20 protein-coding genes are annotated in these 24300 nt (G+C 52.2%); 14 read left to right on the plus strand and 6 right to left on the minus strand.

Annotated features, from left to right (window positions below; translation table 11 throughout):
- The first annotated feature begins 14 nt into the window (after positions 1-14).
- The 3 genes from ACKI61_RS04805 to ACKI61_RS04815 all read left to right on the plus strand — a co-directional run bounded on the left by ACKI61_RS04805 (position 15) and on the right by ACKI61_RS04815 (position 5659).
- Positions 15-4118 carry a hypothetical protein gene (locus tag ACKI61_RS04805; protein ID WP_407456640.1) on the plus strand — a complete coding sequence of 1368 codons (4104 nt, stop codon included), beginning with the start codon at positions 15-17 and terminating at the stop codon, positions 4116-4118.
- Between the two features lie 153 nt (positions 4119-4271).
- The gene (locus ACKI61_RS04810; RefSeq protein ID WP_407456641.1) at positions 4272-5300 is read left to right on the plus strand and encodes a hypothetical protein; all 1029 of its coding nucleotides are present in this window, start codon (positions 4272-4274) and stop codon (positions 5298-5300) included.
- Positions 5294-5659, plus strand: coding sequence for a dihydroneopterin aldolase (locus tag ACKI61_RS04815; RefSeq protein ID WP_407456642.1), 366 nt, complete (start codon positions 5294-5296; stop codon positions 5657-5659). Before ACKI61_RS04810 ends, ACKI61_RS04815 begins: the two co-directional genes overlap by 7 nt.
- A gap of 26 nt (positions 5660-5685) precedes the next feature.
- On the opposite strand, the gene ACKI61_RS04820 is transcribed toward ACKI61_RS04815, so the two are convergent.
- Entirely contained in the window at positions 5686-7221 is a 1536-nt protein-coding gene (locus ACKI61_RS04820) for a YifB family Mg chelatase-like AAA ATPase (protein WP_407456643.1), read from the minus strand.
- A 9-nt stretch (positions 7222-7230) separates the two neighbouring features.
- Entirely contained in the window at positions 7231-7557 is a 327-nt protein-coding gene (locus tag ACKI61_RS04825) for a septation protein SpoVG family protein (RefSeq protein WP_407456644.1), read from the minus strand.
- A 206-nt stretch (positions 7558-7763) separates the two neighbouring features.
- Between ACKI61_RS04825 and ACKI61_RS04830 the strand changes: the two genes are divergently transcribed.
- Positions 7764-8315, plus strand: a complete 552-nt coding sequence (locus ACKI61_RS04830) for a carbohydrate-binding family 9-like protein (RefSeq protein WP_407456645.1) — start codon at positions 7764-7766, stop codon at positions 8313-8315.
- Here the strand turns inward: ACKI61_RS04830 and ACKI61_RS04835 are convergent.
- Entirely contained in the window at positions 8308-9063 is a 756-nt protein-coding gene (locus tag ACKI61_RS04835; RefSeq protein WP_407456646.1) for an acyl-ACP thioesterase, read from the minus strand. The two genes, ACKI61_RS04830 and ACKI61_RS04835, sit on opposite strands and share 8 nt — an antisense overlap.
- Positions 9064-9120: 57 nt before the next feature.
- Between ACKI61_RS04835 and ACKI61_RS04840 the strand changes: the two genes are divergently transcribed.
- Genes ACKI61_RS04840 through ACKI61_RS04870 form a run of 7 tightly spaced genes read left to right on the plus strand, consistent with a single transcriptional unit; the run spans position 9121 to position 16046 of the window.
- Positions 9121-10980, plus strand: coding sequence for an alpha-amylase/4-alpha-glucanotransferase domain-containing protein (locus ACKI61_RS04840; protein ID WP_407456647.1), 1860 nt, complete (start codon positions 9121-9123; stop codon positions 10978-10980).
- 3 nt (positions 10981-10983) lie between these two features.
- Complete coding sequence (locus tag ACKI61_RS04845) at positions 10984-11673, plus strand: hypothetical protein (RefSeq protein WP_407456648.1); 690 nt, start codon at positions 10984-10986, stop codon at positions 11671-11673.
- Positions 11663-12364 (plus strand): lytic transglycosylase domain-containing protein, encoded by a 702-nt coding sequence (locus tag ACKI61_RS04850; RefSeq protein ID WP_407456649.1) that lies wholly within the window; start codon positions 11663-11665, stop codon positions 12362-12364. The genes ACKI61_RS04845 and ACKI61_RS04850 overlap by 11 nt, the downstream gene beginning before the upstream one ends.
- Before the next feature lie 50 nt (positions 12365-12414).
- Entirely contained in the window at positions 12415-13776 is a 1362-nt protein-coding gene (locus tag ACKI61_RS04855; RefSeq protein WP_407456650.1) for a TolC family protein, read from the plus strand.
- Positions 13777-13795: 19 nt separating this feature from the next.
- Positions 13796-14374: a phospholipid-binding protein MlaC gene (locus tag ACKI61_RS04860; RefSeq protein ID WP_407456651.1), complete on the plus strand. Its 579-nt coding sequence runs from the start codon at positions 13796-13798 to the stop codon at positions 14372-14374.
- Positions 14375-14379: 5 nt separating this feature from the next.
- The gene (locus ACKI61_RS04865; RefSeq protein ID WP_407456652.1) at positions 14380-15342 is read left to right on the plus strand and encodes a hypothetical protein; all 963 of its coding nucleotides are present in this window, start codon (positions 14380-14382) and stop codon (positions 15340-15342) included.
- Positions 15342-16046 (plus strand): pseudouridine synthase, encoded by a 705-nt coding sequence (locus ACKI61_RS04870; protein WP_407456653.1) that lies wholly within the window; start codon positions 15342-15344, stop codon positions 16044-16046. Before ACKI61_RS04865 ends, ACKI61_RS04870 begins: the two co-directional genes overlap by 1 nt.
- Here the strand turns inward: ACKI61_RS04870 and ACKI61_RS04875 are convergent.
- Positions 16010-16366: an HU family DNA-binding protein gene (locus ACKI61_RS04875; RefSeq protein ID WP_407456654.1), complete on the minus strand. Its 357-nt coding sequence runs from the start codon at positions 16364-16366 to the stop codon at positions 16010-16012. The genes ACKI61_RS04870 and ACKI61_RS04875 overlap by 37 nt on opposite strands.
- 105 nt (positions 16367-16471) lie before the next feature.
- Between ACKI61_RS04875 and ACKI61_RS04880 the strand changes: the two genes are divergently transcribed.
- Together ACKI61_RS04880 and ACKI61_RS04885 are read left to right on the plus strand one after the other, a co-directional pair.
- Complete coding sequence (locus tag ACKI61_RS04880; RefSeq protein WP_407456655.1) at positions 16472-17569, plus strand: tRNA dihydrouridine synthase; 1098 nt, start codon at positions 16472-16474, stop codon at positions 17567-17569.
- Positions 17570-17687: 118 nt separating this feature from the next.
- Positions 17688-20084, plus strand: a complete 2397-nt coding sequence (locus ACKI61_RS04885; protein ID WP_407456656.1) for an HD domain-containing phosphohydrolase — start codon at positions 17688-17690, stop codon at positions 20082-20084.
- A gap of 79 nt (positions 20085-20163) precedes the next feature.
- Here ACKI61_RS04885 and ACKI61_RS04890 read toward each other — a convergent pair whose 3' ends face one another.
- Positions 20164-21453, minus strand: a complete 1290-nt coding sequence (locus ACKI61_RS04890; RefSeq protein WP_300192028.1) for a citrate synthase — start codon at positions 21451-21453, stop codon at positions 20164-20166.
- Between the two features lie 179 nt (positions 21454-21632).
- Positions 21633-22925: an aminotransferase class I/II-fold pyridoxal phosphate-dependent enzyme gene (locus ACKI61_RS04895; RefSeq protein WP_407456657.1), complete on the minus strand. Its 1293-nt coding sequence runs from the start codon at positions 22923-22925 to the stop codon at positions 21633-21635.
- Between the two features lie 389 nt (positions 22926-23314).
- Here ACKI61_RS04895 and ACKI61_RS04900 point away from each other — a divergent pair, with 389 nt between their 5' ends.
- Positions 23315-24262 (plus strand): hypothetical protein, encoded by a 948-nt coding sequence (locus ACKI61_RS04900; RefSeq protein WP_407456658.1) that lies wholly within the window; start codon positions 23315-23317, stop codon positions 24260-24262.
- Positions 24263-24300 lie beyond the last annotated feature (38 nt).

The raw sequence follows: 24300 nt of genomic DNA on the forward strand, positions 1-24300 counted from the left end.
CCGAGGATACGATCATGAGAAATACATTGAAATACATCTCGTTACTTTTACTGTCTGTGGCCTCGGTCATGGCCCAGACGATGCCTACCCCGGAAAACCCGGCGACGGGTATCTGGATTCAGCAGGTGGGTGACATTGTTCCCCATGCTTCAACCAAGGCGACCTTGTACTACACCAAGTACGAAAAGGAAGATCGTGTGAAAAGCATTAGCTACCAGTACAATGGTGCGGGCTACTTGCTTATGAAACCTTCTGACAAGAAAATCCTTTGCACCATGACCGATGGTGTGAAGGGTGCCGACGGTATCGTGCATCACCCCGATGGCGACTTGCTGGTGGCAGGCCAAGGCGAAAAAATCTATAAGGTGAGCAAGAACGCGAAGGCCGAAGGTGGCCAGTGCCTTGTAAAGCCCGCCTCTACCCCCCTTACCAAGAAGGGCGGCTTCTGGCACTTGATGATGGATCCGAATCAAAAGTGGCTTTGGGCTGCAGGCATTCCTGGTTACCTTTACCGTTATTCGACGGCGACGGATCCCACTGTGGGCAATTTCGCCACGACGGGTTATCAGGTTGAGCTGAAGCCAAACAAGAATAGCCGTCGCAAGGACTATAAACTGGCGACGGTGATTTGGGATGGCGAAGGAACTGCGTTCTTTACCTATTCCGATTACCTGGGCGGTGGCTGCGAAGCCAATGGCGGAAAAAATGCCTGTTCGGAGGCGGATCGCAAGAGAAACAGCGCCAATGCCTATTTTGGAATGTTTACCGACACGACCTATACCAAGGTGACGAGCTCCAACCAGGCGCAGATTGGAGGCAAGATTAATGAAAATGTCATTACCGCGGTAGGAACCAAGATATTGATTGACTCCTTGGAAGGAGCCCATGGTGGCACCTACGATACCTATTCCAAGACGATATTTGTATTTGGCGGCTCAAAAATCGTTCAGATCCAACCGATTTACAAGAACGGTCAGATCTCGGCGAAGGTGGTTGCAAAGATTGACTTGCGCGAATTTTTCTTCGAAGAAACATCCGAGAATATGTCTGGTCCGAGAACTCCCGGTGTGGGTTGGCGCTTGGACCAGGGAACCACCGATGGTTACGGCCACCTTTTTGTGGCCTCCAACACGGGTCATATGGTTTTTGTGGACTATGCTGCAAATCCGAACAAGCAAATCAACGACAACGTGCTGGTGCATGTGCAGTGGATTGACAACTACCTCGATGACTTGGCTCCGCTTTCGGGTGTGGGCGTTGTCCGCGAGGGGGGACACACGGGAGGCGACGAGGACCTTTCCAGCAGTTCCCAGAGCAGCTCTTCGCTGGTGGAATACCATGAATCTTCGAGCAGCGCAAAGTCCAGCAGTTCCAACATGAGCTCAAATAGCAATGGAGGAAGCTCCGGTAGCAATGGCGGAAGCTCGAACAGCAACGGTGGTAGTTCCGGTAGCAACGGCGGAAGCTCGAACAGCAACGGTGATAGTTCTAATAGCAATGGCGGAAGCTCGAACAGCAATGGCGGCAGTTCCGGTAGCAACGGTGGAAGCTCCGGCAGCAATGGCGGCAACAGCAGCGGAAACGATAGCGGCAATTCGTCTAGCGGCGAAAGCGGTTATGGCGAAGACGAAAATGACAAGTCTTCTTCGAGCGAAGACTATGGTGCTGGTGAAGATGAAAGCGACAAGTCCAGTTCTTCTTGGCAGTACTTTGGCGCCGAAGACTACGACGAAGAAGATGATACGGGCCTGGACGAATATCCGTCCGCAGACGACTTTGAAAAGGGCGATTCGCTGGTGTCGAAGACTGTTGTGCTCCAGCCGACGGATCCCGATCCGAAGAATCCCAACGTGGTCGTCATCAACGGCAACAGCTACCTGTTGACGAACAATCCGACGGGCATTCCGATGGATTTGCACTACAATTCGGGACTCGACTCCGCGAAGGTGGGCGATGTCGTCGCGATTACGTTTGATCCGAAGAAGGTGGAACAGTATTTTGGCTCTCCGGATTCCATTCGTCTCGTTTCGAAGACGGGGGTACTCTTGGTGGATCCTACCGATGGCTCCAAGAACGAGTCCTTGGTGATTCATCCCGATGGTTCTGTGACCATCTTCGTGACTGCAGACAAGGTGGTGCAGGGTGGCTCCATCAAGGTGTACGGTGGAAACGAAATGGTCATTATCGACAACATCAACTTCTACGATCCGATTCCCGATGCCCAGATGGGTTACATCAAGGATTCCGATGGAGACATGGAACTGGATTATGTCGAGATACTCTTGCGTGATACCTTGTCCGAAAGCTACTACATCGATGGTGTCCAGCTTGTCATTAACGGTAAGACGCTCGATTGCGTGAACCCCAAGCTGAACAAGTCTCGCGACCGCATCATCATCGACGTGTCTAGCCTGAAGGGTATTCCTGCGGTAGGCGAGTTCCCGAAGGATGCTAAGGCTCTTGTGACCTACGGCGACAAGTCCGGTTCGGGTGCTACCTATGTACGCGAAGCCCCGATTGTCGAAGTGGGTAGCAATGTCATCAAGGATGCCTTTGCCATTCGCAACACGAAGGGCTTGGATTCCCTGTTTGTGCAGTATAACATTGACCTGATTCCGGTGGACATCGGAAATCCTGAAATGATGGTAATGCTCAAGCAGGAAGCTGCCCGCTACGGATTTGACGTGGGCCAGGTCAAGAAGGTCTACATGCCTGCCAAGGACATCATCATCTTTGTCGGCAAAAACTTCAAGCTCAAGGGCAACAACAAGGATAGCGTATCGCTCTATCCGGGTGCGACCTTTGAAAATCTGCCCTACATCACTTCCGATGAATACGAGCGTGAAGTGCCTGTCAAGGTGGTGGATCGATTCCCGCTTGTCAACAACGTGGAATACTGGGATACCGATGGCGACGGCGTGCTCGACCGCATTGTGGCCGTGTTCGACAAGAAACTTACTTCTAAAGATATCGACTCCACCCTGTACATGACATTCCCGTGGTACAGCTACCGCGGCATGCTCATCCAGCTGCAGGCCCAGCCGCAAGACATGAAAATCGACCCGAAGGATTCGACCCGAGTCATTTGGGAAGTGTCGTCCCCGACGCGCCTTGCGCAGGGTGTCACGAGCATCAGCGAAAAACTGCCTCAGGCGACGGTCTACACCTACTACTCGATCTTTGGGGAAACCTTCGTGAACGAAGATGTGGCCCCGCTGGTGGACAAGATGTCTCCGGTGGTTGCGTCGGCGACGCTCAGCTACGGCAAGAAGGCCGATACGCTGCTGGTCGTCTTCTCGGAACCCATCTTCACCAAGAACCTGAAGGGAAAGGACTACTTCTCCTACATTCATGGCGAAGAAGTAATCGAACTGAATCCGAGCGACATCGAATGGTCTTCGGATGGGCGTTCGGCTAAGCTTATCTTCAATGGAAGCGACGGCACGATTATGCCAGGCGACTCCCTGGTCGTTCACAAGGGACTCAAGGATGCCATCAAGGATAACTATGGCAACATCGCTGGCGAAAACCCGCAGGCTGTCATTATCGGAGGTCTCCTAAATCACCTGGTCGAATCGACCAAGATGGGTAGCTTCAATATCACTGATGGGCGAGTCTTCAGGGAAGACGAGAATAAGACCTATACGCTCGATACAATAAGCTCTGTGAATCTGCGCTATGTGCCTGGTTCAACGACCAAGGAGGACATGGAGAAGGAGGGCGCTCTTGGACAACTGGTGCAGCTGGGCGAGCGCTTTGTCCCGCAGCTTCTGGACCAGGCGCAGGTCTCTGCCGATGGTTCGTACGACCCGTCGGTGCTTGACTCCCTGAAGCCCGAAGATGTGTACATCTCGTTTATCGTGTACTACTTCGACCACCTAGGACAGTATGTGAACGATACGGTCATTACGGTTCCCTGCAATAGTCCGAAGTTCGGCGGTAACTGCCTAGAAACCGACAAGAAGGTCTTTGTGAACTGGAACTTCAAGGACCATAAGGGCCGTTTCGTAGGTACGGGCATATATACCGTGCAGTTCAAGATGGTCGTTCGCTACGAAAACAAGAAGATCGTGGAAGAAATCAAGGACAAGTGGGGTGTACGCCGCAGGAAAAAATAGACTGCTGGATCAGGGCGGCTGTAAATTTTAAAATACATGCCGCCGTGGTCTCCTTTCTTGTGTACAGAATGTAGGATTCTATTGAAAAAGAATAGTGCAAAAAGCACTATTTTTTTGTATATTTCAAAAAAAATTAGTCATTTGGAGTTCTAAATGAAACGTTCTCTTTTGATGGTTCTCTGCCTGTCTATCGTATCAGCTTTCGCTGGCGCATACGATATTGAAGAATTTACCGCCAAGGATGCGGGTGTTCCGGACGATTACATCGTTGCCGAATTTGGTGGCGAACTCAAGGTCGCTCCTGCAGAAGAGGTCGGGTCGCTTCAAGAAGGCCGTCTAGTGGTCCGTCAGAAGTTCGAAGATCCGTTTGGCGAATCTGAAACATCGTACCAGCTTTACCAGGGTGGTGCTGGCGACCTTTCGTCGATGACCGCTCTCTCTGCCGAAGGCGTCGATTATGGCAAGCTCGTGACCGCCAAGGTCTATGCCCGTCGCGGCATGCCTGCCGACAAGGATGTTGAAAAGGTTTATTTCGACGGCAAGTCCGTCTATGCCCCCGGTCTTACGACGGCGGTCGTCTTTATCGATGGCAGTCCCGTGACCCTGAAGGGCGATGCCCCTGAAGCTGCCGCAGAAGAAGAGGAAGAAACGCCCGTTGCAGCAAAGGCGTCCAGCGAAGAAGAATGTGACGAATACGATCCGGATTGCGAAGACGAAGACGACGAAGATCTTTCCGCCTACAAGACTACAGCTCCGGTCGACAACACCGCCGATGAACGTGACTATGCCGCAAGCGATGCCGCACGTGATGTAGGCGACCGCTTTGGTATTGCAGACGAAGTCCGCTTCTGGACTGCTGTCGGTTTGACTGCCCTCGCTGCAACTGCCGCCGTGATTGGCGTGATGCAGCACAGCAAGGCTAACGAAGCCAAGGATGCTTATGACGAACTGAGCACCCTGAACACCAACTTCCTGAGCGTCTGTAGCGAAGACGTGAATCCCGGCAGGTGCCAGGAGTTCATGAGTGAGCAGGCGAAGCATGAAAATTGGACTCTGAAGGATCTCCAGGACCGCATGGATGAAAACAAGAAGACTCAGGATTCTTACGCGACTGCTCGCAACATTTGGTTCGGAGTCTCTGCCGCCGCCATTGCCGGCGCTGTCGTTCTCTTTGTATGGTAATTGAAAACGGAAAAATCTCGATTCGGGATTTGAAGTTTGACTGCATCATTGGAACGCTCCCTTATGAGCGTGAAAATGTGCAGCCGGTTGTCATCAATATTTCGGTGTGGCTAGATTTTTCACTAGCAGCCCGAAACGAGGACTTGGCCCATTCTATTGACTATGTGCAACTAGCAGACGATGTACAGGACTTCGTCTGCAAGTCGGCCTTTCAGTTGGAAGAAACTTTGGTGGTAGAAACCGCCAAGCACATCTTGAACCACTACCCGAAGACGGTGGCGGTTGAAGTGTCAGTCTGCAAGCCGCTTGCTATCCCTGATAGCGACGGTGCAGAATCCAGCATTAAAATTACGCGCTAACGCATCAAAGGTTCAGACAAATTCCCTTAGCTTCTGAAGGCCCTGTAGCGGAGTGCTTCCGAAAGGTCGAGTACTTCTACGGTATCGGATTTTCTCAAGTCGGCGATGGTTCTGCCGACCTTGAGCAGCCTGTAGTAGCCGCGTGCGCTGAGTCCCATGCGGTCTGCGGCATTGATTGAAAATTTTTCGGTTTCGGGCGAAAGCCTGCAGCTCTTTTTGGCAAAGTCGGAACTCATCTCGGCGTTTGTCTTGAAAGACGTGCCAGCAAAGCGCTTGCGCTGGATATCCCTTGCGGCACAGACACGCCTGCGGATTTCGGAGGAGGATTCCGCCTTGGTGTTTGACGCAAATTGCGATGCGTCAACGGGGGGAACGCTCACCTGGATGTCGATGCGGTCTAGAAGCGGTCCTGAAATTTTTTCCTGGTATCGTTTGCGAGCTTCGGGGAGGCAGGTGCAGGCACGCTTGTTGTCCATGGCGTATCCGCAGGGGCAGGGATTCATGGCTGCTCCCATCATGAAGCGTGCGGGCCAGGTGATTGTTCCGCTTGCGCGGCTGATGGAAATGTGGCCTTCTTCCATAGGTTCGCGGAGGGCTTCTAAAACATTGCGGTTGAATTCGGGAAGTTCGTCCAGGAAGAGGACCCCGTTGTGGGCAAGGCTTGCCTCGCCAGGCTTGAGTCTGGTTCCGCCACCTACGAGCGACACCATGGATGCGCTGTGGTGCGGTGTCCTGAAGGGGCGTGTCGTGATGGGCCTGAATTCTTCAGAGTCGGCTGCGGCACGTGCGCAGGAATGAATGCGCGTGGTTTCGAGAATTTCGGTCTCGGTCATTTCGGGAAGTATTCCTGGCAGGCACTTTGCGCACAGGGTCTTTCCTGCCCCAGGGGACCCGACCAGTAAAAAGTTGTGTGCTCCCGCTGCGGCGATTTCAAGCGCCCGCTTGACGCCTTCCATTCCGATGACGTTTCTGAAATCGGGAATGTCTGCGGTGAGGCTAGAATGGAGACGCTGCTGCTTGAAACCAGTTGCCCATTTGGCGTGCGCCTTTGCACCGGCCTCAATAGCGTCTACGCATTCCTTAAGGGAATCGGCGCAGATGTAGCGGATTCCTTCGACAAGGGATGCTTCTTGTTCGTTTGCCCTGGGAATGACCAGGATGTCATTTTTCTTGTCGGCAAGGCTCATGGCAATGGAAAGAACGCCCCGGACTGGTTTTAAGAGGCCGTCTAGTGAAAGTTCCCCTACGATGACGAGGTGTTCAAGTTCAGGAACTTCCATTTCGCCTGTTGCAACCAGAAGCCCAATGGCCAGGGGCAAGTCCAGGGCGCTCCCTTCCTTTCGCAAATCCGCGGGCGACAGGTTTACGGTTGTCCTGAAACCTGTCACCACCTTATCGATGGAACGGATCGCCGATATGACCCGTTCACGGGATTCCCTTACTGCATTGTCTGGCAACCCTACCAAGGTGAAACCCGGAAGTCCCTGCGACGCGTCGACTTCGACACTCACGGGGACAGCCTTGATTCCAAACAGGCAGTAGGAACGGATTCTGCGAAACATGTGGACTCCTTATGCGATAGATGCCTGGTATTTTTCCAGGACGCAATTTTCAATGTGTTCGCGAAGATTCCTTGCCATGGGGCAGCAGATAGAGCGGAATTCGTCGCCCTTGAAGAACGGGTCGGTCGGGTAGCCTACGAACATGCCGTTTTCACCGTCCATAACTCGCAATCCGCGGATAAGGAACTGGTCGTTGAGCACGATGGATGCTAATCCCTTGATGTGGCCCATGGAAGGACCTTCCTTGAAGGGATAAACTTGAACGCTTGTGACGGCAAGACAGTCGAATGTACCGGTCGCGTTCCATTCTTTTTTCTTTGTTTTTGTTTCAGCCATAAAGGGCTCCTATGTTATTTGTGATTTTTTAAACAACCTAACTATAAGGACTATTGTTGAGGTCGGCAAAACTAGTGCAAAAAGTGTGCCAAATGGATGAAGTCCCGTTTTTGACGGAAAAAGCGTGGTTTGAAAAATCGCCTTTACGAAACGGACTGATTAATCAGTGATTAATCACCGATTAATCACTTTACTATTATTTGGGTATGCTTTTACAACCGAATATGAAGTGGGCGGCAAACCAGGGAATTGTGCTTCCGGCAGTTCTTGCCGATGTCGAAAAATCTGCGGAGTACTTCACGGTCCATTTTACTGTGGAAGAGCCTTCGGACTGTTTCCGCGCCGAAGTCATGGAAGACAACGGACATAGCTGGGAAGATTCTTGCGTGGAAGTATTTCTTGAAAACCCGTCAAATCCGCAGGAGTACTTCAATTTCGAAACCACCAGCCGTGGCTATCTGCTTGCGGCACATGGATACAGCCGAAATGACCGCGAACTTCTTTCGCCGACTGATATCGCTAAGGTTATCCGCATGAAACAGCTAGCATCTGTGGCGGGGAACCTGGTCTGCTGGGGCATGACGGTGAAGATTCCTGCATCGGTCTTTGGACTTAAAAGCTTTGAAGGGGTTCCTCTTAGGGGAAACCTCTACAAGTGCGCCGATAAGGCAAAGGCGCCCCATTACCTGAGCGCCTTTGAAGTGGTGACTGAAAAGCCGGATTTTCACCGTCCGGAATTTTTCAGAGAATTTATCTGAATGAAAGTTTCATTTCGAAGACGGCGCGTCCGCTGCCGTTAAGGATTTTCATGTACGACACGCTGCCTTCGCGGGCGTGCAGCACCGAGAGCAGTTCGCCCTCCCTCGATTCACCCATGTAGTGAACCTCTAGGTCCAGCGGCTCGCGTTCTTCGATTTCTGCGACCGAGAGAACATTGAGTGCAAGCTTGATATACTCGATGTTGTTCATGTGGTGCGACATGTCGATGTTCTGTGAATACACTTTTTCCTTGAAGACTTCCTTGTATTCGCTGTCGTCGATGGTGAACTTTTCGAAGCTGTCGGTAAACACCGGGGCAGGGAAACCTTCGCGGGGGAAAGGTAGCGTCGTGAGCTTGACCGGGCGGTGCGTATTCAAGTCGAGACAGCAGACTTCCTGGTTAGCGGTAATCAGGAATTCGCCTTCGGGGGTGACGATGGCCGTATTCTCGTTGGCACGCACTAGGGCGTTGCTTGCCGGGAACGAGACGGTGTGTACCTTTTCGCGCCAGAACGGACGCTTGTGGAAATGAAACTTGGATCGCGTCAGCACCCAGTAGGCGCCGAGCTTGTTGATTAGGAAGTTGTCGCAGTCGATTTCGCCGAAGTTTCCCGTTATGTTATCTTGAATCATCAGGGCGGTCTGCGCAATGCCCATGCGACCCGTGCTGTCGATGTAGGCCGATGTGATGGTGCGCCTTTTTACGAAGGCGAGAGGATTGCTTTTCATGGATTCATAATCTAGCATAGCGTTAATATAAAAAAAGAAATCTGTACCGCATTTTATTTTACTATTCTTTCTCACATGAAACCGTCGCTTTCTTTTATTTTGCAATTGCCGCCGTCGACGGCCTATGCCAAGCTCGAAGCCGTAGTTGAAAACCTTGTCTCGGGTGTGGTGAAAATGCTTGATTCGGGACATGTCCGCTTGTCTTTGTATATGGACGGCCCGACGCTTGATGTGGCGGGGCGGGTGGCACGCACCCAGATTAACAACAAGTTGCGCCCGGCTGTTGAAAAGGGTGCCCTTGAAATTTTAGGCGGCGGCTATTACGATCCGATGTTCCCGTTGTTTCCTACGGAACTTTCGTCGATGCAGATTGCGAAACATGGAAAGCTTCTGTGGAAACTGTTTGGAATCGAGCCTATCGGCTACTTCAATTCCTCGATGGTTTGGGAAATGGAGATGACGAACCTTCTGGAACACCACCGCTTTGAGTATGCGCTGGTGCAGGAAGCGTCTCTGCAAGATGCTCTTGGACGCACGACTCCCGTGTCGGGTTGGTATTCCATAGAAGACAAGGGCTCCTTTATGCGTGTGGTCCCGGTTTCGCAGAAGCTGTCGGATGCCATTGCGAACGATGATTTTCGTTGGGAGCAGATTGCGGAACCCTATTGCCGTGGCGGCAAGACCGCCGTTGTCGCCCTGGACGTGCCGCCGCAGCCCGGCGACATTATTCCGTTCTTTGAACGCCTCATAGACTTCGTCGAGACGAACGAGCTTTCGACAAAGACGGTGGCCGAAGTAGTCGCCGAACAGAACTCCGAAGGCAGACTTAGTTTCCTCTTGTCGTCGGGGCTCAAAATTGGTCTTCCGCGTGCGGCAAAGACCTGCCGCGAGCTTTTGGTTCGACGTCCCGAAGTGAACCTGCTGCACAAGATGCTTTCGTCGCTTTACCGTAGGGCGTCGACTTCTCTCAAGGGACGCGACCGCGAAGAATTCTTTGAAATGCTTTTGCCGGCCATGTCCCCGATTTACTACCGCGACATGCAGGATAGCGAAGGGATGCGCACTCCCATGGTGCGCTGGTGGGGCGCCAGGTTCTTGCTTCAGGCGGCGAACCGCCTTACCGAACTTGTTTCGTTTGACGGGATCCGCCTGGACATCGCCGATTTTATGCTGCAGGGCGGCAAGTGCATCTGGGCGGAGAACCACTCCTACTCGTTCCTGTTGGACTACATGGGAGGCGGCATTCTTCACATTTTGAACGCCAAGGATTCCGAGAACAACGTGCTGAATGCATGGCGTGACGACGGGAATCCGTCGGTGGGCTTCTTGGACTTTGTGTTGCCGAATATGGAATTGAAGGCCGAAAAGCTGGACCAGTTGCTGTCGGATAGGGAAGGAGAGCTTTCTGCCCCTTACGACTACCAGATTAAGCGTCACGATGCCGGTACCGATATCACACTGCGGTCGGAGCAGAAGGAATCCATCGCGGGTGCCCAATACAATCTTCTTGTCGAAAAGACGTTTGGTCTTTCATCGACGGGATCCGAATTCTCGGTGTCCTACAAGCTGAAAAACCAGTTGCCGGATTTCTGCAAGGGTTTCTTTGGAACGCTCCTTGATACGGGACTTCTCGCATGTGGCTTTACGGGTAAAGACATCGTGGTGGATGGGATTGCGCTCAAGTTCAATTTCCGCGATTCCTTGATATTCCCAGACGGAGTCCGTTTTGTGATAACGGACTCCACAACCAGTACAAAGATTGAACTGACCTTCAAGCAGAAGGCTTCGCTCCTGATTTCACCGATTTTCGGTGCTTCTGCGCTCGCTGCGCCCGAAGCGTTGCAGGGGGTGCGCGTATTCCCGTTCTGGAAGATGTCCCTTGCTGCAAACGCTGAAGATGAATTTGGACTGTCTGTCCGGATTTCCAAGAGGTAGTCGATGAAGTCGGATTTGATTGACATACAGGTGGAATCTCGTGGCAACGACGTGGAACTTTCGTTATCAGGTTCCCTTGGCGTGGTGCAGCTTTCGCAGGTCAAGGAAAAGCTGGACATGCTTGTGGACGGCCCCGGATGCTTTTTCTTCTTGAATTTGCAGAATGCCCATTTTACAAGCGAACGCTACTTGGAAGTTTTCCTGGAACTCTTGAATCGAGTGAAGGCGCAGAAGTCGGCTCTGATCCTCATATTTGATTCCAGCGAACTCTACGATTATTTTTCTAGGTACCTGAACATTTTTGAAGTGTACGAGAACCGTAACGCCTACAAGAAATCGGGAACGAAAAAGCAGCTGCAGCAGATTGGCCTTCATTTTGGCCTTCGGTCGGGCATCACGGTGAGTTCTGGAGTTGCCGTGGCTATCATCTCGCTGCTTTTGGGCTGGATCATTACATTGTTCGTAATCATCTCGACCCAGGGCCGTGACCTAAGCGATAAGCAGGCGCAGATTATTGCGCTTCAGAATCAGAAGGAGCGTTACATCAAGGAAATCGACAAGCTGGAATCATCGATTGGTCCGCTCCGCAAGCTTGGCGTGGTTCAAGATACGACGCGGCTCAGCTCGTTTGGGCTGATTCAGGACTGGGTGAGTTATCTAGAATACCTAGAGAATGCAAGGCGTGAAAAGTAGTATTCGCATATCGAAACTTTCCTTTGCGGTAATCCTGGTGCTTTGCTTTGCGTCACTGGGACTCTTCGTGTCATACTGGTTTGCAAGGCAGGCCGAGCTCAGGGATTTGTCGAAACAGGAGTCGGTTCTTCGCGGCGAACTGGAGCAGCTGAGCGCAATTGGAAAATGGACTATCGACTATGTGAAAATCAACAAGGCGCTTGCCTACCTTTCCAAGAACCGCCTGACCGAAGAACAGCGTGAAATGCTCACGGAACAAATCTGGCAGATTTCAAGGTCGTATGCGACGGATCCGCTGCTGATTTTGGCGGTAGTGGCTCAGGAAAGCCATGGAAATCCGAATGCCCGCGGGCGCATGCAGTCGGGAGCGTATTCGGGGGCGCTTGGCCTAATGCAGATCAAGCTGGAAACGGCAAAGAAGATGGGAGCTCGTTTTGGACTCTCGATCGAAACGGAAGAGGACCTGCTCAAGCCAGAAATCAACGTGACGGTGGGAACGGCTTACTTGATTCGCCTGATATCTAAATATGGCAACTGGAAGGACGCTCTGATTGCATACAACTTAGGGCATTCCGCCGTCGATCGTATGCTAGAGTCGGGTAGGCCACTGCCTACGCGCTACTACGAACATGTGATATCCAAATACAGGAACCTGACCAGTATTGAATTTTTAGATGTGAATGTGCCTTAATGGGCGACGGATTGTTCTTGTCGGGAAAGGGATTTTACTACATTTAGGGTATGTATCGTTTCGCCATAGTCCTTCTCCTTGCGTCCTGCGCTTTTGCCAGCGAGGTTCGGTATAGCCTGACGCAATTTGTGGAGGAAGGATTGGAGGCAGACCCACAGGTAAAGGAACTGCAGCAGGGAACCGAAGAAAAGAAAAACCAGATCCGCAAGCTGAAGGCTGAAGCCATTCTCCCGACTTTTTATGCCTCCATGATGGTGGGCCCTGCTCCCGGCCTTAAAGAAGAACTTCGCAATGGCGACACGGTTTCGGTCTACGACTTTAGCCGAATGGGTCCTTTTTGGGGCGTGCAGGCGAAATTTATCCAGCCGCTGAATTTGGGGCAGTATCGCTCCGGAAAAAAAGCCCTTGAAGCAGACCTCCAGCAGAAAAGCTTTGAAATCGAGAACCAAGTCCACGACAAGGATGTGGAACTGCAGACCTATTACTACAATTACCTCTTGGCGCGTGAAATGATCCGTATTGCAACGGATGCCAAGTCGAAGGTGGATGAAGCTTACGAAAAGCTCGAGGAGGCCCTGGACGACGACGATCCGAATGTGTCGCAGATGGACCTCTTGAACCTGAAGGCGAAAATGCACACGGTGAAGGAGGGACTCTCCGAGGCGAACCTGGGCATGAAACGGGTGATGCTTGCCATTCGTTTCTCCCTGAACATGCGCAAGGAAGATTCCTTTGTTGCCGAAGACACTCTGTTGCTTCCGCGTCCCGAACAGCTCCCGATGCTCGAAGAAGTGCGCTCCCTGACCGCCAAGTACCATCCCGATCTTAGGCGCCTTTCGGCAGGACTACGTGCCCGCCGCATTCAGATGGACCTTGCCGAAGCGAAACTTGCTCCTGAATTCTTTGTGATGGGTGAAGTCGAATATGTGAAAAGCTGGGCCGGAAACCGCAGCATCATGCAGAAGGACGCCTTCTCGGAAGACGCCGTGAACAAGTTGGAAGGTCTTATCGGTTTCGGCGTACGCTACAACTTGAATTTCTGGAAGAACTGGGAAAACTTCCGCTCTGTACGGACCGAGTACCGTGGGCTTCAGCTGAAGGAATCTTACGCCGCCGATGGACTCATGGCGAAGGCCGAGGACCAGTATTACCAGGTGCTTGCCGCCAAGGAAAAAATGGATGCGCTCAAGGAGAGCCTCCGTGCGACGGAGTCCATCTTGAAGGGGGCGGCGATGCAGTACGACCTCGACAAATCCAAGACGGGTGAACTGGTAAGCGCCTACACGCAGAACATCACGATGCAGAAAGATTACTATTTTGCGGTATGTGAGTACAATGTGCAGTTTGCCCAGCTAATTTCTAAGATGGGAATGTCGTTGAAGGAATATCACACGATTTATATGAACCAGTGAGTGTAAAGGAGAATCAGTCATGTTCAAGAAAGTTCTAATCGCTCTGGCCTGTGTTTCGTTGATGGCTTTTGCCGCGGAAGATCCCGTAGCTGCAATCAAGAAAAAGGATGCGGAACTCCAGACGCTTCTCAAGAAGTCTAGCCGAAATGCCAAGGAAACCGAAAGGGTCAAGAGCTTGCTGAACGATTCGTTCGATTTTGCCCTCTTGGCAAAGAAGTCCCTGTCCAACAAGGACTGGGAAGCTCAGGATGCCGCTTCCCAGGAAAAATTTGTGACTGAATTCCAGCGCATGGTCCGGAACTCCAGCGCAAAGCGCCTGGAACTCTACCGAGCTGATTCGACAATCTATGAACCTGCCAAGATGAAGGGCGATTCCGAAGCCCGCGTGGTGGCGCACCTCTGGAACAAGGGCAAGGAATCGGTACTCGAATACAAGATGAGCTTGGTCGATGGCAAGTGGAAGGCCTGGGACTTGATTATCGACGATCTTTCCACGGCCCGCAACTACAAGGATCAGTTCAGCCAGATTCTCAAGACCAAGAGCTTCGCCGAGCTGATTGACGTTATCACCAAGAAGGCTGACGAAACGGAGAAGTAGCGGCCTTGCTGTGGGTTCTGGGCGTTCTTTGTGCTTTGGCGCTTGTCGCCCTGTTTTTCCCGTTTTTATTCTGGGTAGATTTTGATGCGGGAATGGAAGGGGTGAATGTTCGCGTTCGCCTGTTCAAGAAAGTCCTTTACACCTATAAGAAAAAGTTCGGCAAGGATGACGAAGACGAAGAAGATGTGTTCGATGTGTCGAGCCCGGAGCCAGAGTCGGTAGAAAAGTCGAACGCTCCGGAAATTGAAGAGGCAAAGTCGGTACGGGAAAAAACGCCCGAAAGCACTCCCGAAGAAAATAAGCCTGCCGTGAGCGACGAAACTCCGGCAGCGACGGAACCGAAGCTTGAAACGGTGAAACCGCCAAAGGAATCCGAAACGGAGAAACCCGCCGGGAGTACTCCCGAAGAAAATAAACCGGCTGAAGCCGACAAGCCCGTTGAGGAAAAGTCGAACGAAGGCGATGCTCGGGGCAAGGAAGCTGAAGATACGGCAGAAGAAGATAAGCCGGAAAAACGTTCCTTGACTGATAAGGAATTCTGGACGCTTCTTTTGACGCCGGAATTCGATACCCGCGCCTTCTGGGCGGTGCGCCACGAGCTTTCCGCCATCTTCAAGCTGTTCCGGGTGCGCTTCGTCGATTGCTTTGTCGAAGGTTTCCGCATGGAATACGATAATATGGGATATGCCGCCGCATTGAACGGATTTTTAAAGAGCTACCCCTACATTGGCGACTGGGATTTCCGTATGGACTGGACGCGCGACCATGAAGTGCGAGCCGAAGGCCGCCTGCGTGCGTCGGTGAACCTTTGCCGCACCTTGGGGCTTCTGCTTGCGACGCTTTTCTACGGGGGCATTCTCGCCTTTACGTTCTGGCGCCGCCGAGCCCATATCCTTAAGACGGGCGAACTGCCCGAACTCGGCTTTGTCCGCAACAAGATTGTCAACATCATGACGGAGGATGACTGATGCCCGCCCTGACCTTGGATAGACTGCTTGCTTCCATCGGCTTTGGTTCCCGCAAGGAATGCCGTGCGCTGGTGCGCATGGGAATGGTTGAACTCGAAGGGATGGTTCAGGAAGATCCTTTCGTCGAACTCAAGATGCGCCCGGAAAGTATAACGGTAAATGGCGAAGAGGTTCCGACGATCGAGAAGCTTTACATCATGATGGACAAGCCTCTTGATGTGGAATGCAGCCACAACGCCCGCGACCACCAGTCGGTCTTTGAACTTTTGCCCGACCGCTTTTCGGCGATGGGAATCCAGACGGTGGGGCGCCTGGATGCGGATTCATCGGGACTATTGCTGTTTTCGAACCAGGGCGACTTCATTCACAAGGTGGAAAGCCCCAAGAAGGGGTACCTGAAGAAGTACCGCGTGACACTTGCGCGTCCCTTTACCGAAGAACAGAAGGAGGAACTTCTAAAGGGCGTGATGCTCAAGGACGAGCGCCGCCCTGTGCTTGCTCGTGAAATTTCGGTGGAGGGTGATTCCGTCCTGATTTCGATTGGGGAGGGCTTGTACCACCAGGTGCGCCGCATGTTTGCGGCTGTTGGAAACCACGTCGAGACTCTCAAACGTGAAGCGATAGGTCCGGTGGTGCTGGATGAAACGCTTGGAAACGGTGGCTGGCGTTACTTGACGGAAGAAGAAATTTCGTCGCTGACCTGATTGTCCTGGACGGCAACGCCTTCGACAAAGGCTTCAATGGAGTTGATTTTGTCCTTGATGTCGTTGCTGAACTTGAACGAGGGGACCATGCGCTCTTCGATCAGGACGGTTTCGCCGGTGCGCGGGTTGCGGGCGGGGCGAGCCTTGCGGGGCTTGCAGGCGAAAGTGCCGAAGCCGCGGATCTCAATCGTGTTGCCTTCGATCAGCTTTTCACCCAGAAGGTCGAGGAACTGCTCGATGACGGTCTTGATGTCGTTGCGCACAAATCCGGTGGATTTGGCGATTTCTTGAATCAGTGCTTGTTTAGTTATATTTGCCACGCCCTAAATATAGGTTTATCAAAGAGTTAGAGTACCGGTCAAGATGAAATTAAATATTTTTTTGGGGCTCTTGTTGCGGAATCTTTGTGGATAAATGTTGTTAATATGTTGAAATGTTTCAAGCTCAGGAATTTGGGGATTTTTCCGAACACGATACTGAGCCCCATGGATGGGGTGACAGACGCTCCGTTCCGGAGACTTTGCCGTTTTTTGTCGAAAAACCGCATGGGGCTTTTGGTGTCGGAGTTCGTTCCGACGGACGGCGATGCCGTTTTTTGCCTGGATGGCCACAAGCAGCTCAAGTTTTTTCCCGAAGAAAGGCCTTTCGGGGTGCAGATTTTTGGACGGTTCCCCGACCGAATGGCCGCCGCAGCAAAAAAGATTGCCGAGAACCTGCATCCGGAGTTTATCGAGGTGAATGCGGGGTGCCCGGCGCCGAAGGTGGCGGGCAAGGGGAGTGGCTCGGGACTATTGCGGGATTTGCCTCGCCTGCAGGAGATTCTGCACGACGTTCGAGCCGCCCTGGATGCTTCTAGCGTGGATATCCCGATGACGCTCAAGTGCCGCATCGGCTGGGACGACGAGAGCATCAATGTGATGGAAACGCTTAAAATCGCCGAGGGCGAAGGCGTGGAAATGCTCACGGTGCATGGCCGTACCCGCTTGCAGGGGTACAACGGCCTTGCCAACTGGGACTGGATTGGCAAGGTCGCCTCCGCGGCCAAGATTCCCGTGATTGGCAACGGCGACGTGAACAGCGTCGCGACCGCCCGTGAACGTATTGAAACCTATGGCGTGTCGGGCGTGTCCATTGGCCGCGGCGCCATGCACAATCCGTGGATTTTCGGACAGATTGCGGACGCCTGGGAAGGTAAAACCGCCCATGAAATTACGGCTGAAGAAGCCCTGGACGTATTCTCGCTATACTACCAGTTCAAGCTCGAAGACGGTTCCTCTGAATTGGGGGCCTTGGGTCGGCTGAAACAGCTCGCGGCAAGGCTCTGCAAGGGATTCGACGATCCCGAAATGCTGGTGAGACAGACTCTGCTTACGGCACAGACTCCCGAGGCATTTTTTGAACGCCTGGAATCGCTAAAAAATGGGGCGGCAAAGTCTATGCGCTATGATCCAAACCGTCTGGTGAACCTAAACGGCGCCAAGGAGACCGAGCTTAAGTTCGGTGACCAGTTTGCGGGGCGTTAACTCCGGATGTTCCAATTTGGAATATTTTTTTTCATCATTTTGGTAAAATTCGTTTAACGAAGTGTATATTATCCATAGGTTGGTGTCGAAGAGACTTCGATCCTTAAGGATTGTAGATATGAAAAATAGGGTTTTTACTTTTAGGGACGTGGTTGGGTTTGAAAATGAACTTGCTCTTTTTAGCAAGTGGTACAACGAACATGGCTCGCCGAGTATGTTCTTTCAGATCCATTCGGCGGAACTCGATGTCGAAAAGCTGAAGCCGCTCTGGAATATTTTAGAGAAACATTTCCCGAAAGTCCCTTGGTTTGGCAATTCCACTAGCGGAAACATCGTGGACTGTGACCTTGCTGAAAGCATCTCTGTCTCGGCGGTCATCTTTGAAAAACCGACCACCAAGTTCATGGTTCACCAGTACGATTTTTCTAAGGAACCGGTGACTAGTGTGGCGAAGGATATTCTTCAAGAATCCATTCAGAATCCTTGGGTCAAGGCGATTGAAATTTACCACTGCATTTCGTCCTTTTCGACCACAGCCCTGTGCGATGGCCTGAGCGGGCTTGCATCAGACATACAGGTCTTTGGCGGCATTGTGTGTTCGCCGGACATCACTAGCCCGAATTCCTGCGTATTCTCCTCGGTGGGCGGGTATTCGAAATCTGCGCTCCTGGTCGTCTTTTACGGTGGGGAAGATTTCTATGTGCAGTCCCGCAAGATTAGTGGCTGGAAGCCGATTGGCCGTAATTTCCATGTAACCCGCTCCGACGGAAACATCCTCTACGAATTGGGAGGAGTCCCTGCCTACGAAGTCTACAACAAGTACCTGAGCATCAAGAACGACCAGAACTTCTTTTATAATGCACTTGAGTTCCCGATGCTCTATGAACACAATGGAGTCTCGATTGTGCGTGCGGCCGGTGCCAGTAATCCAGACGGTTCCTTGACGATGACATCCGATATCGACGAAGGATCCATGATAAGGCTTTCGTATGGTGAGCCCCGGCTGATTGTCGAAAAAATCAAAGACGAAAGCGGTGTATGCGAGCAGTTCGCCCCCGAGGTACTGCACATATTCTCCTGCGCGGCGCGCAAGGCTTTCTGGTCGCAGCATGAACCGACTTACGAGTTGACCCCCTTTAAAGGGCTTGCCTCTAGCACGGGATTTTTTTCGCATGGAGAGTTCCTGAGAGAAAAGGGCTTCTTGAACCAGCATAACATTACGCTAGTAGTCGCCGCGATGCGCGAAGGTCCTGCGGTTCCGAAAAAGCGCTTCAAAGTCGAAGATATCAGCGACGGGCTAGAAAGCAGGCTTCCGCTGGCAGCCCGTATGGCGACCTTTATTCGTGAGACTTCGTTTGAACTGGAACAGATCAACAGCAAGCTTCGCGTGATGAACGAACATCTGCAAGATGTCGCGACGACGGATAGCCTGACCAGCCTAGAAAATAGGCTTGCCTTCGATGAACTCCTGAAGACCATTAGCCAGGAAGATTCGGAAGGTGGCCGTTGGACGATGATCCTGATGGATGTCAACGGCCTGAAATACGCAAACGACACCTTCGGCCACCAGGCGGGAGATTCCCTGATTGTGGCGGCGGGTAATGCGATTCGGACAGCCTACGGGGTCTCGGGGCACTGTTTTAGGATAGGCGGTGACGAGTTTGCCGTCGTGACCAAGTCACCGATCGATTCGCTGTACATCCAGTATTCCAACTTGCAGCGGTATATCGAGGACTACAACAAGACCGCCATTTATCACTTGTCCATAGCCGTGGGAGAAAGCAGGCTCTGCAGCGATACGGGGGTGCGCAAGTCCATCAGTGACTGGAAGATGGAAGCGGACTTGAACATGTACCGCGACAAGGTCCGCTACCACAAGCCGATGCAGGACAGCGAAAACCAGAACCTGAAGGACTTGATCCATTGCCTGATTTCTGTGGAGGAAGCCAAGGATTCCTACACGGCGCATCATTCTGAACGCGTAAAGGCCTACACGGAACTGATTGCACGCTCACTGGGGCTTTCGGAGTCGTCGGTGGCGCTCATTACCCATGCGGCGCACCTGCATGACATTGGCAAGATGGGTATCAGCGATGCGGTGCTCTGCAAGCCGGGGCGCCTGACTGACGAAGAGTTTGGAATCATCAAGCAGCATCCGGTCATCGGTGCAAAGATCCTGATGCAATCCAACTACACCCATGAACTGGTGCAGATAGTGTTGCATCATCATGAACGCTACGATGGATTTGGATACCCCGAAAAGCTCAAGGGGGAAGACATCCCCATTGGCGCGCGCATACTCGCCATTGCCGATTCCATTGATGCCATGACGAGCAAGCGCGTCTACCGTGACGCGATGTCCCTGGATTACTGCCACAAGGAAATAGAGAAGAATCTCGGTGTCATGTACGACCCTGCCATCGGCAAGGTCGCGCTGGAACATTGGGATGAAATTGTCGACTTGCTTTTGAAAATGCAGACGGGACGGCCGAAAATCGTCGACCGCAACATTTGATTAACCTTATAACGAAAAAGCCGCCGGATTTGCTCCGACGGCTATTTTAATTGCGGTAGAACCGAATGGGCGCGAACGGTCACCTTTTATCGCGGTCGATCCAGGGGCGGGCAGTGTGGCCCGTATAGATCTGGCGCGGACGGTTGATCTTCGAATTCGGATCGTCGTGCATTTCTTTCCAGTGGGCGATCCAGCCGGGGAGTCGGCCGATGGCGAACATCACCGTAAGCATGTTCGTCGGAATGCCCATGGCGCGGTAGAGAATGCCCGAGTAGAAATCCACGTTCGGGTAGAGCTTGCGTTCGATGAAGTAGTCGTCCTTGAGGGCGGCTTCTTCGAGCTTGAGCGCAATGTCCAGCAGCGGGTCGTGGAAATGTTCGCGTTCGAACACCTGGTACATAAGCTTCTTCAAGACCTTCGCACGCGGGTCGTAGCTCTTGTACACGCGGTGACCGAAACCGGAAAGACGGAACGGATCGTTCTTGTCCTTGGCCTTGTCCATCACCTGGTCAATGGTCATGCCGCTCTGCTGAATGCGCAGGAGCGTTTCGAGCACGGCCTGGTTTGCACCGCCATGGAGCGGGCCCCACAAGGCGCAAATGCCTGCACAGATACTTGCATACAAGTTAGCGTGAGAGCTGCCCACCATACGCACAGTCGAGGTAGAGCAGTTCTGTTCGTGGTCGGCGTGTACAATCAGAAGCGTGTTCAGCGCCTTTTCCATAATCGGATCGGGGTGGTAAGAACGGGCCTTGCTGCTGAACATCATGTTCAGGAAGTTGCTGCAGTAGCTGCGTTCCGCTTCGGGGTACACGAACGGTTCACCGATGCTTGCCTTGTAAGAGAAGGCGGCGATCGTGCGGATTTTCGAAATCAGGCTTGCGGTCGTCAGGTCGAACACGTCGGCGATGTTTTCGTCGTCGTAGAAACGCGGCGTAAACAGGCCCACGGCGTTCACGATGGAACTCAGAATGCCCATCGGGTGGGCGCTCGGCGGCATCTGCCTAAAGAAGTGCAGAAGGTTTTCATGGAGGAGGGCGTTCTCGGTCAACAACGTGCGGAAACGCGCGAGCTGCTGCTGAGTCGGCAGTTCACCGTAAATCAGGAGCCAGGCGGTTTCGGGGAAGGTTGCCTTTTCGGCAAGGTCTTCGATGCTGTAGCCGCGGTAACGCAGAATTCCCTTTTCGCCGTCCACGTAAGTGATGGCGCTGCGGGTGCTACCGGTGTTTAGGTAGCCGTAATCCAAGGTTACCAGGCCGGTTTCCTTGCGGAGTTTGCAGATGTCGAGACCGTGTTCGTTTTCAGCACCTTCAACAACAGGGAGCTCGATGCTCTTTCCGTTGTAACTTAAAATGGCGTTGTCGGACATTATTCCTCCAATGAGTGGTTAGTGATTAGTGGTTGGTGGTTAGTGATTGGTGGTTAGTGATTGGTGATTAGTGGTTAGGATTGTAATAAGAACTTTCCTTTTACATTCCTGTTTACTGATCACTGTATACTAGCCACTTAAATATTCCTGTTTACTAACCACTGTTTACTAACCACTGTTTACTTCATCTTCAAAATGCAATTATAGATATTGTCGAACAGCTTGGGAAGCTTTTCGGTCGGAACGGCGGAGAATGCGAGGCGGATCAGGCCAGAAAGCATGATGGTGCCCGTGCTGTAGTCCTTGATGAGCTTTTCGCGGAGCTGTTCTGCGTCGACACCCTTCGGCTTGATGCACATAAAGTAACCGCTGTTGCACGGCATCGGGTCGAAAGCTTCCTTGTATTCCGGATGGGCGGCGAGGACTTCCTTGATGATGTCGTAGCGCTTCTTGAGGGTCGCGTACTTTTCGGCCTTCTGCTGGGCGTATTCCGGGCTCTGGTAAGCGGCAAGCAAAATCCTCTGGCTGATGGAAGGGCCGTTCGAAATGTTGCCACGAACGGTACCGGCGGCCTTGTCTTCCATGGCCTTGAGCTGGGCGTCTGTTGCACCCTTGAAGCCAAAGCTCATGAAGCCCACGCGGAAGCCCCATACGTAGTCTTCCTTGGTCGGACCGTCGAGCTTGACGGCGAGGAGGTTTTCGTGAGCGTCCACGAGCTTCACGAACAGGGATTCCTTGGTCACGCCTTCTTCGTACACCAGTCCGAAGTAAGCGTCGTCGAGGAGGGCCACCACCTTGTTGCCCTTGGCGGCGCATTCGGTGAGGATCTTGGCGATTTCAACCGCTTCCGTTTCGGTAGCGGTGTAGCCGGTCGGGTTGTTCGGGAAGTTCAGGAGCACGACCTTCTTGTCGCCCTTGCTGTTTTCCAAAGCGGCCTTCAAGGCTTCGGTATCGAAACCGCCGTTCTTGAAGGTGTTGAAGGTCTTGATCTTGGCGCCGCGGGCGTTTTCGAACACGAGCTCGTAGTTGTCCCAGTACAGGTCCGGGATAATCACTTCGTCGCCGGCGTCGAGGAACATGTAGCCGGCGCAGCTGATGGCATGCGTCAAGGCGCAGGTCACGACCGGCGTGCTGAAGTTCTTGTTTGCAAGCGTCGGGTTCTTGATGATGACCTGCTTCTTCCATTCCTTGCGGAGGTCCGGGTTACCGAAGCTCGGGGCATACAGGAAGGCCTGCTTGGGCAGATTCAGGGACTTGAGAACGCAATCCAGCACGAGCGGAGAGCCATCGTCTTCGAGGGCGGTGCCAATCGTAGCGTTGATCTCGGAGCCCTTGGCTTCGGCGCCTTGGCCGAGGATACCCTTGCGGGGGAAGAAAATCGCCTTGCCCTGTTCAGAGAGCATGTCGAGAACTTTGCAGCCGTTTGCGGAAAGTTCGGCGTTGAGAGCCTGTGCTAAAGGATTGTAGTTCATGGTTTGTGTCCTTTTGAATTTTTGCGGGTGCAAAGATAGAAAAAAGCGAGAGCAGTGCAAGGGCTAGCCTGCTAGAACTTGCATTGCCGAGCTGCACTATCTTGCCCTTTAGGGCATTGATAAAAAAAGTAGGCAGTAGACAGTAGGCGGTAGACAGAAAATGGGGTGAAAAATGCATCTATGTTACAAAAAAGTAAGGTTCAATGGGGGAAAGCCTTCCCCTCGCCCAAGCCGCGCTTGGCCTACCCTTTCCAACGGGGGTTCCACCCCCGTAACGCCCCGTTTCTTAGTGATTCGTATCATCGTTTTTTGCAAAAAATGAAAAAATGGGCAGAAAGGCTTGTTTTTAGGATAGTGTTAATTTATATTGAATCGTGTAGGAGGTTTACGTGAAAAAGTTTTTGTCCTGTTGTGTGGCCTTTTCGCTTGCTTTCTGGGCATGCGGCGATGATTCTTCGTCGAATTCTAACGGTAATCATGCTTTGACAGGATCCAATCGTGTTGACCTGCAGATGGCTAGCAAATGCCTTGATAACGGCTTGGGCGTTTTATACAAAAAAGCGGGCTCCGATGAATTGGATAAAGCGTACTTAGTTGAAGATTCAACGGGAAACAATCAAATCTTGGTTCCTGAATTGAATGATTACTGCGGCATTATGGCCGATTTCAAGTCTAAGCGATTGGGCGATACCTTGGAAATCTGGTTTGATTTGGAGGATGCCGCCGTGACAAGCTGCATGTGCATCAAGGATCACCTGTTCAGCATTAAGTCAAGCGATGCCGATGCCAAGTATTTCAAGTATTCTGGCGATGTCTTCGAGGTGACTTCTGAACCTGCGCCTGAAAGGCCCGAAATCGAAGAGCCCGTGATTCCCGATGCGCCGGAATTTGATGAATCTGAGCCGCATCAGAAAGTGACGGATGTGATTGGTTATTGCGATGCATCGCCCGATGAAAATGAAAATCTTTTGAGCAACAAGTTCCGTCTTGTGGATAGCTGGGATGATTTCACGGAAAAGGGCTCCGATGGAGAAATCATTCCGTATGCAAGAATGCATTTTGACGGAGACGATGTCGTATTGGTCTTTGAAGCGACTTTTGATTGCGATAAAAAGGTTGAAAAGGTCAATGTGTATCCTTCGAATGATACGCTCTATGCAAAAACCGAAACAAGCGTTATCGAATCGGTCAAGCTGGAGCCGAACGAAGGCTGTGGCTGCATGACCCGTGCGGCATTCAAGCTTAAAAACGAAGGTGTTTATGCCGATGCCAAGTACATGGTCTTCGACAACCACATGGAACACGTGTATACGCTGAAACCAGGAACTGAAAAATAATCATCACCTAGCTCCTTGGAATGATTAGCGCATCGGCG

It is taken from the genome of Fibrobacter sp., from assembly GCF_045601785.1.
Taxonomy (GTDB): domain Bacteria; phylum Fibrobacterota; class Fibrobacteria; order Fibrobacterales; family Fibrobacteraceae; genus Fibrobacter.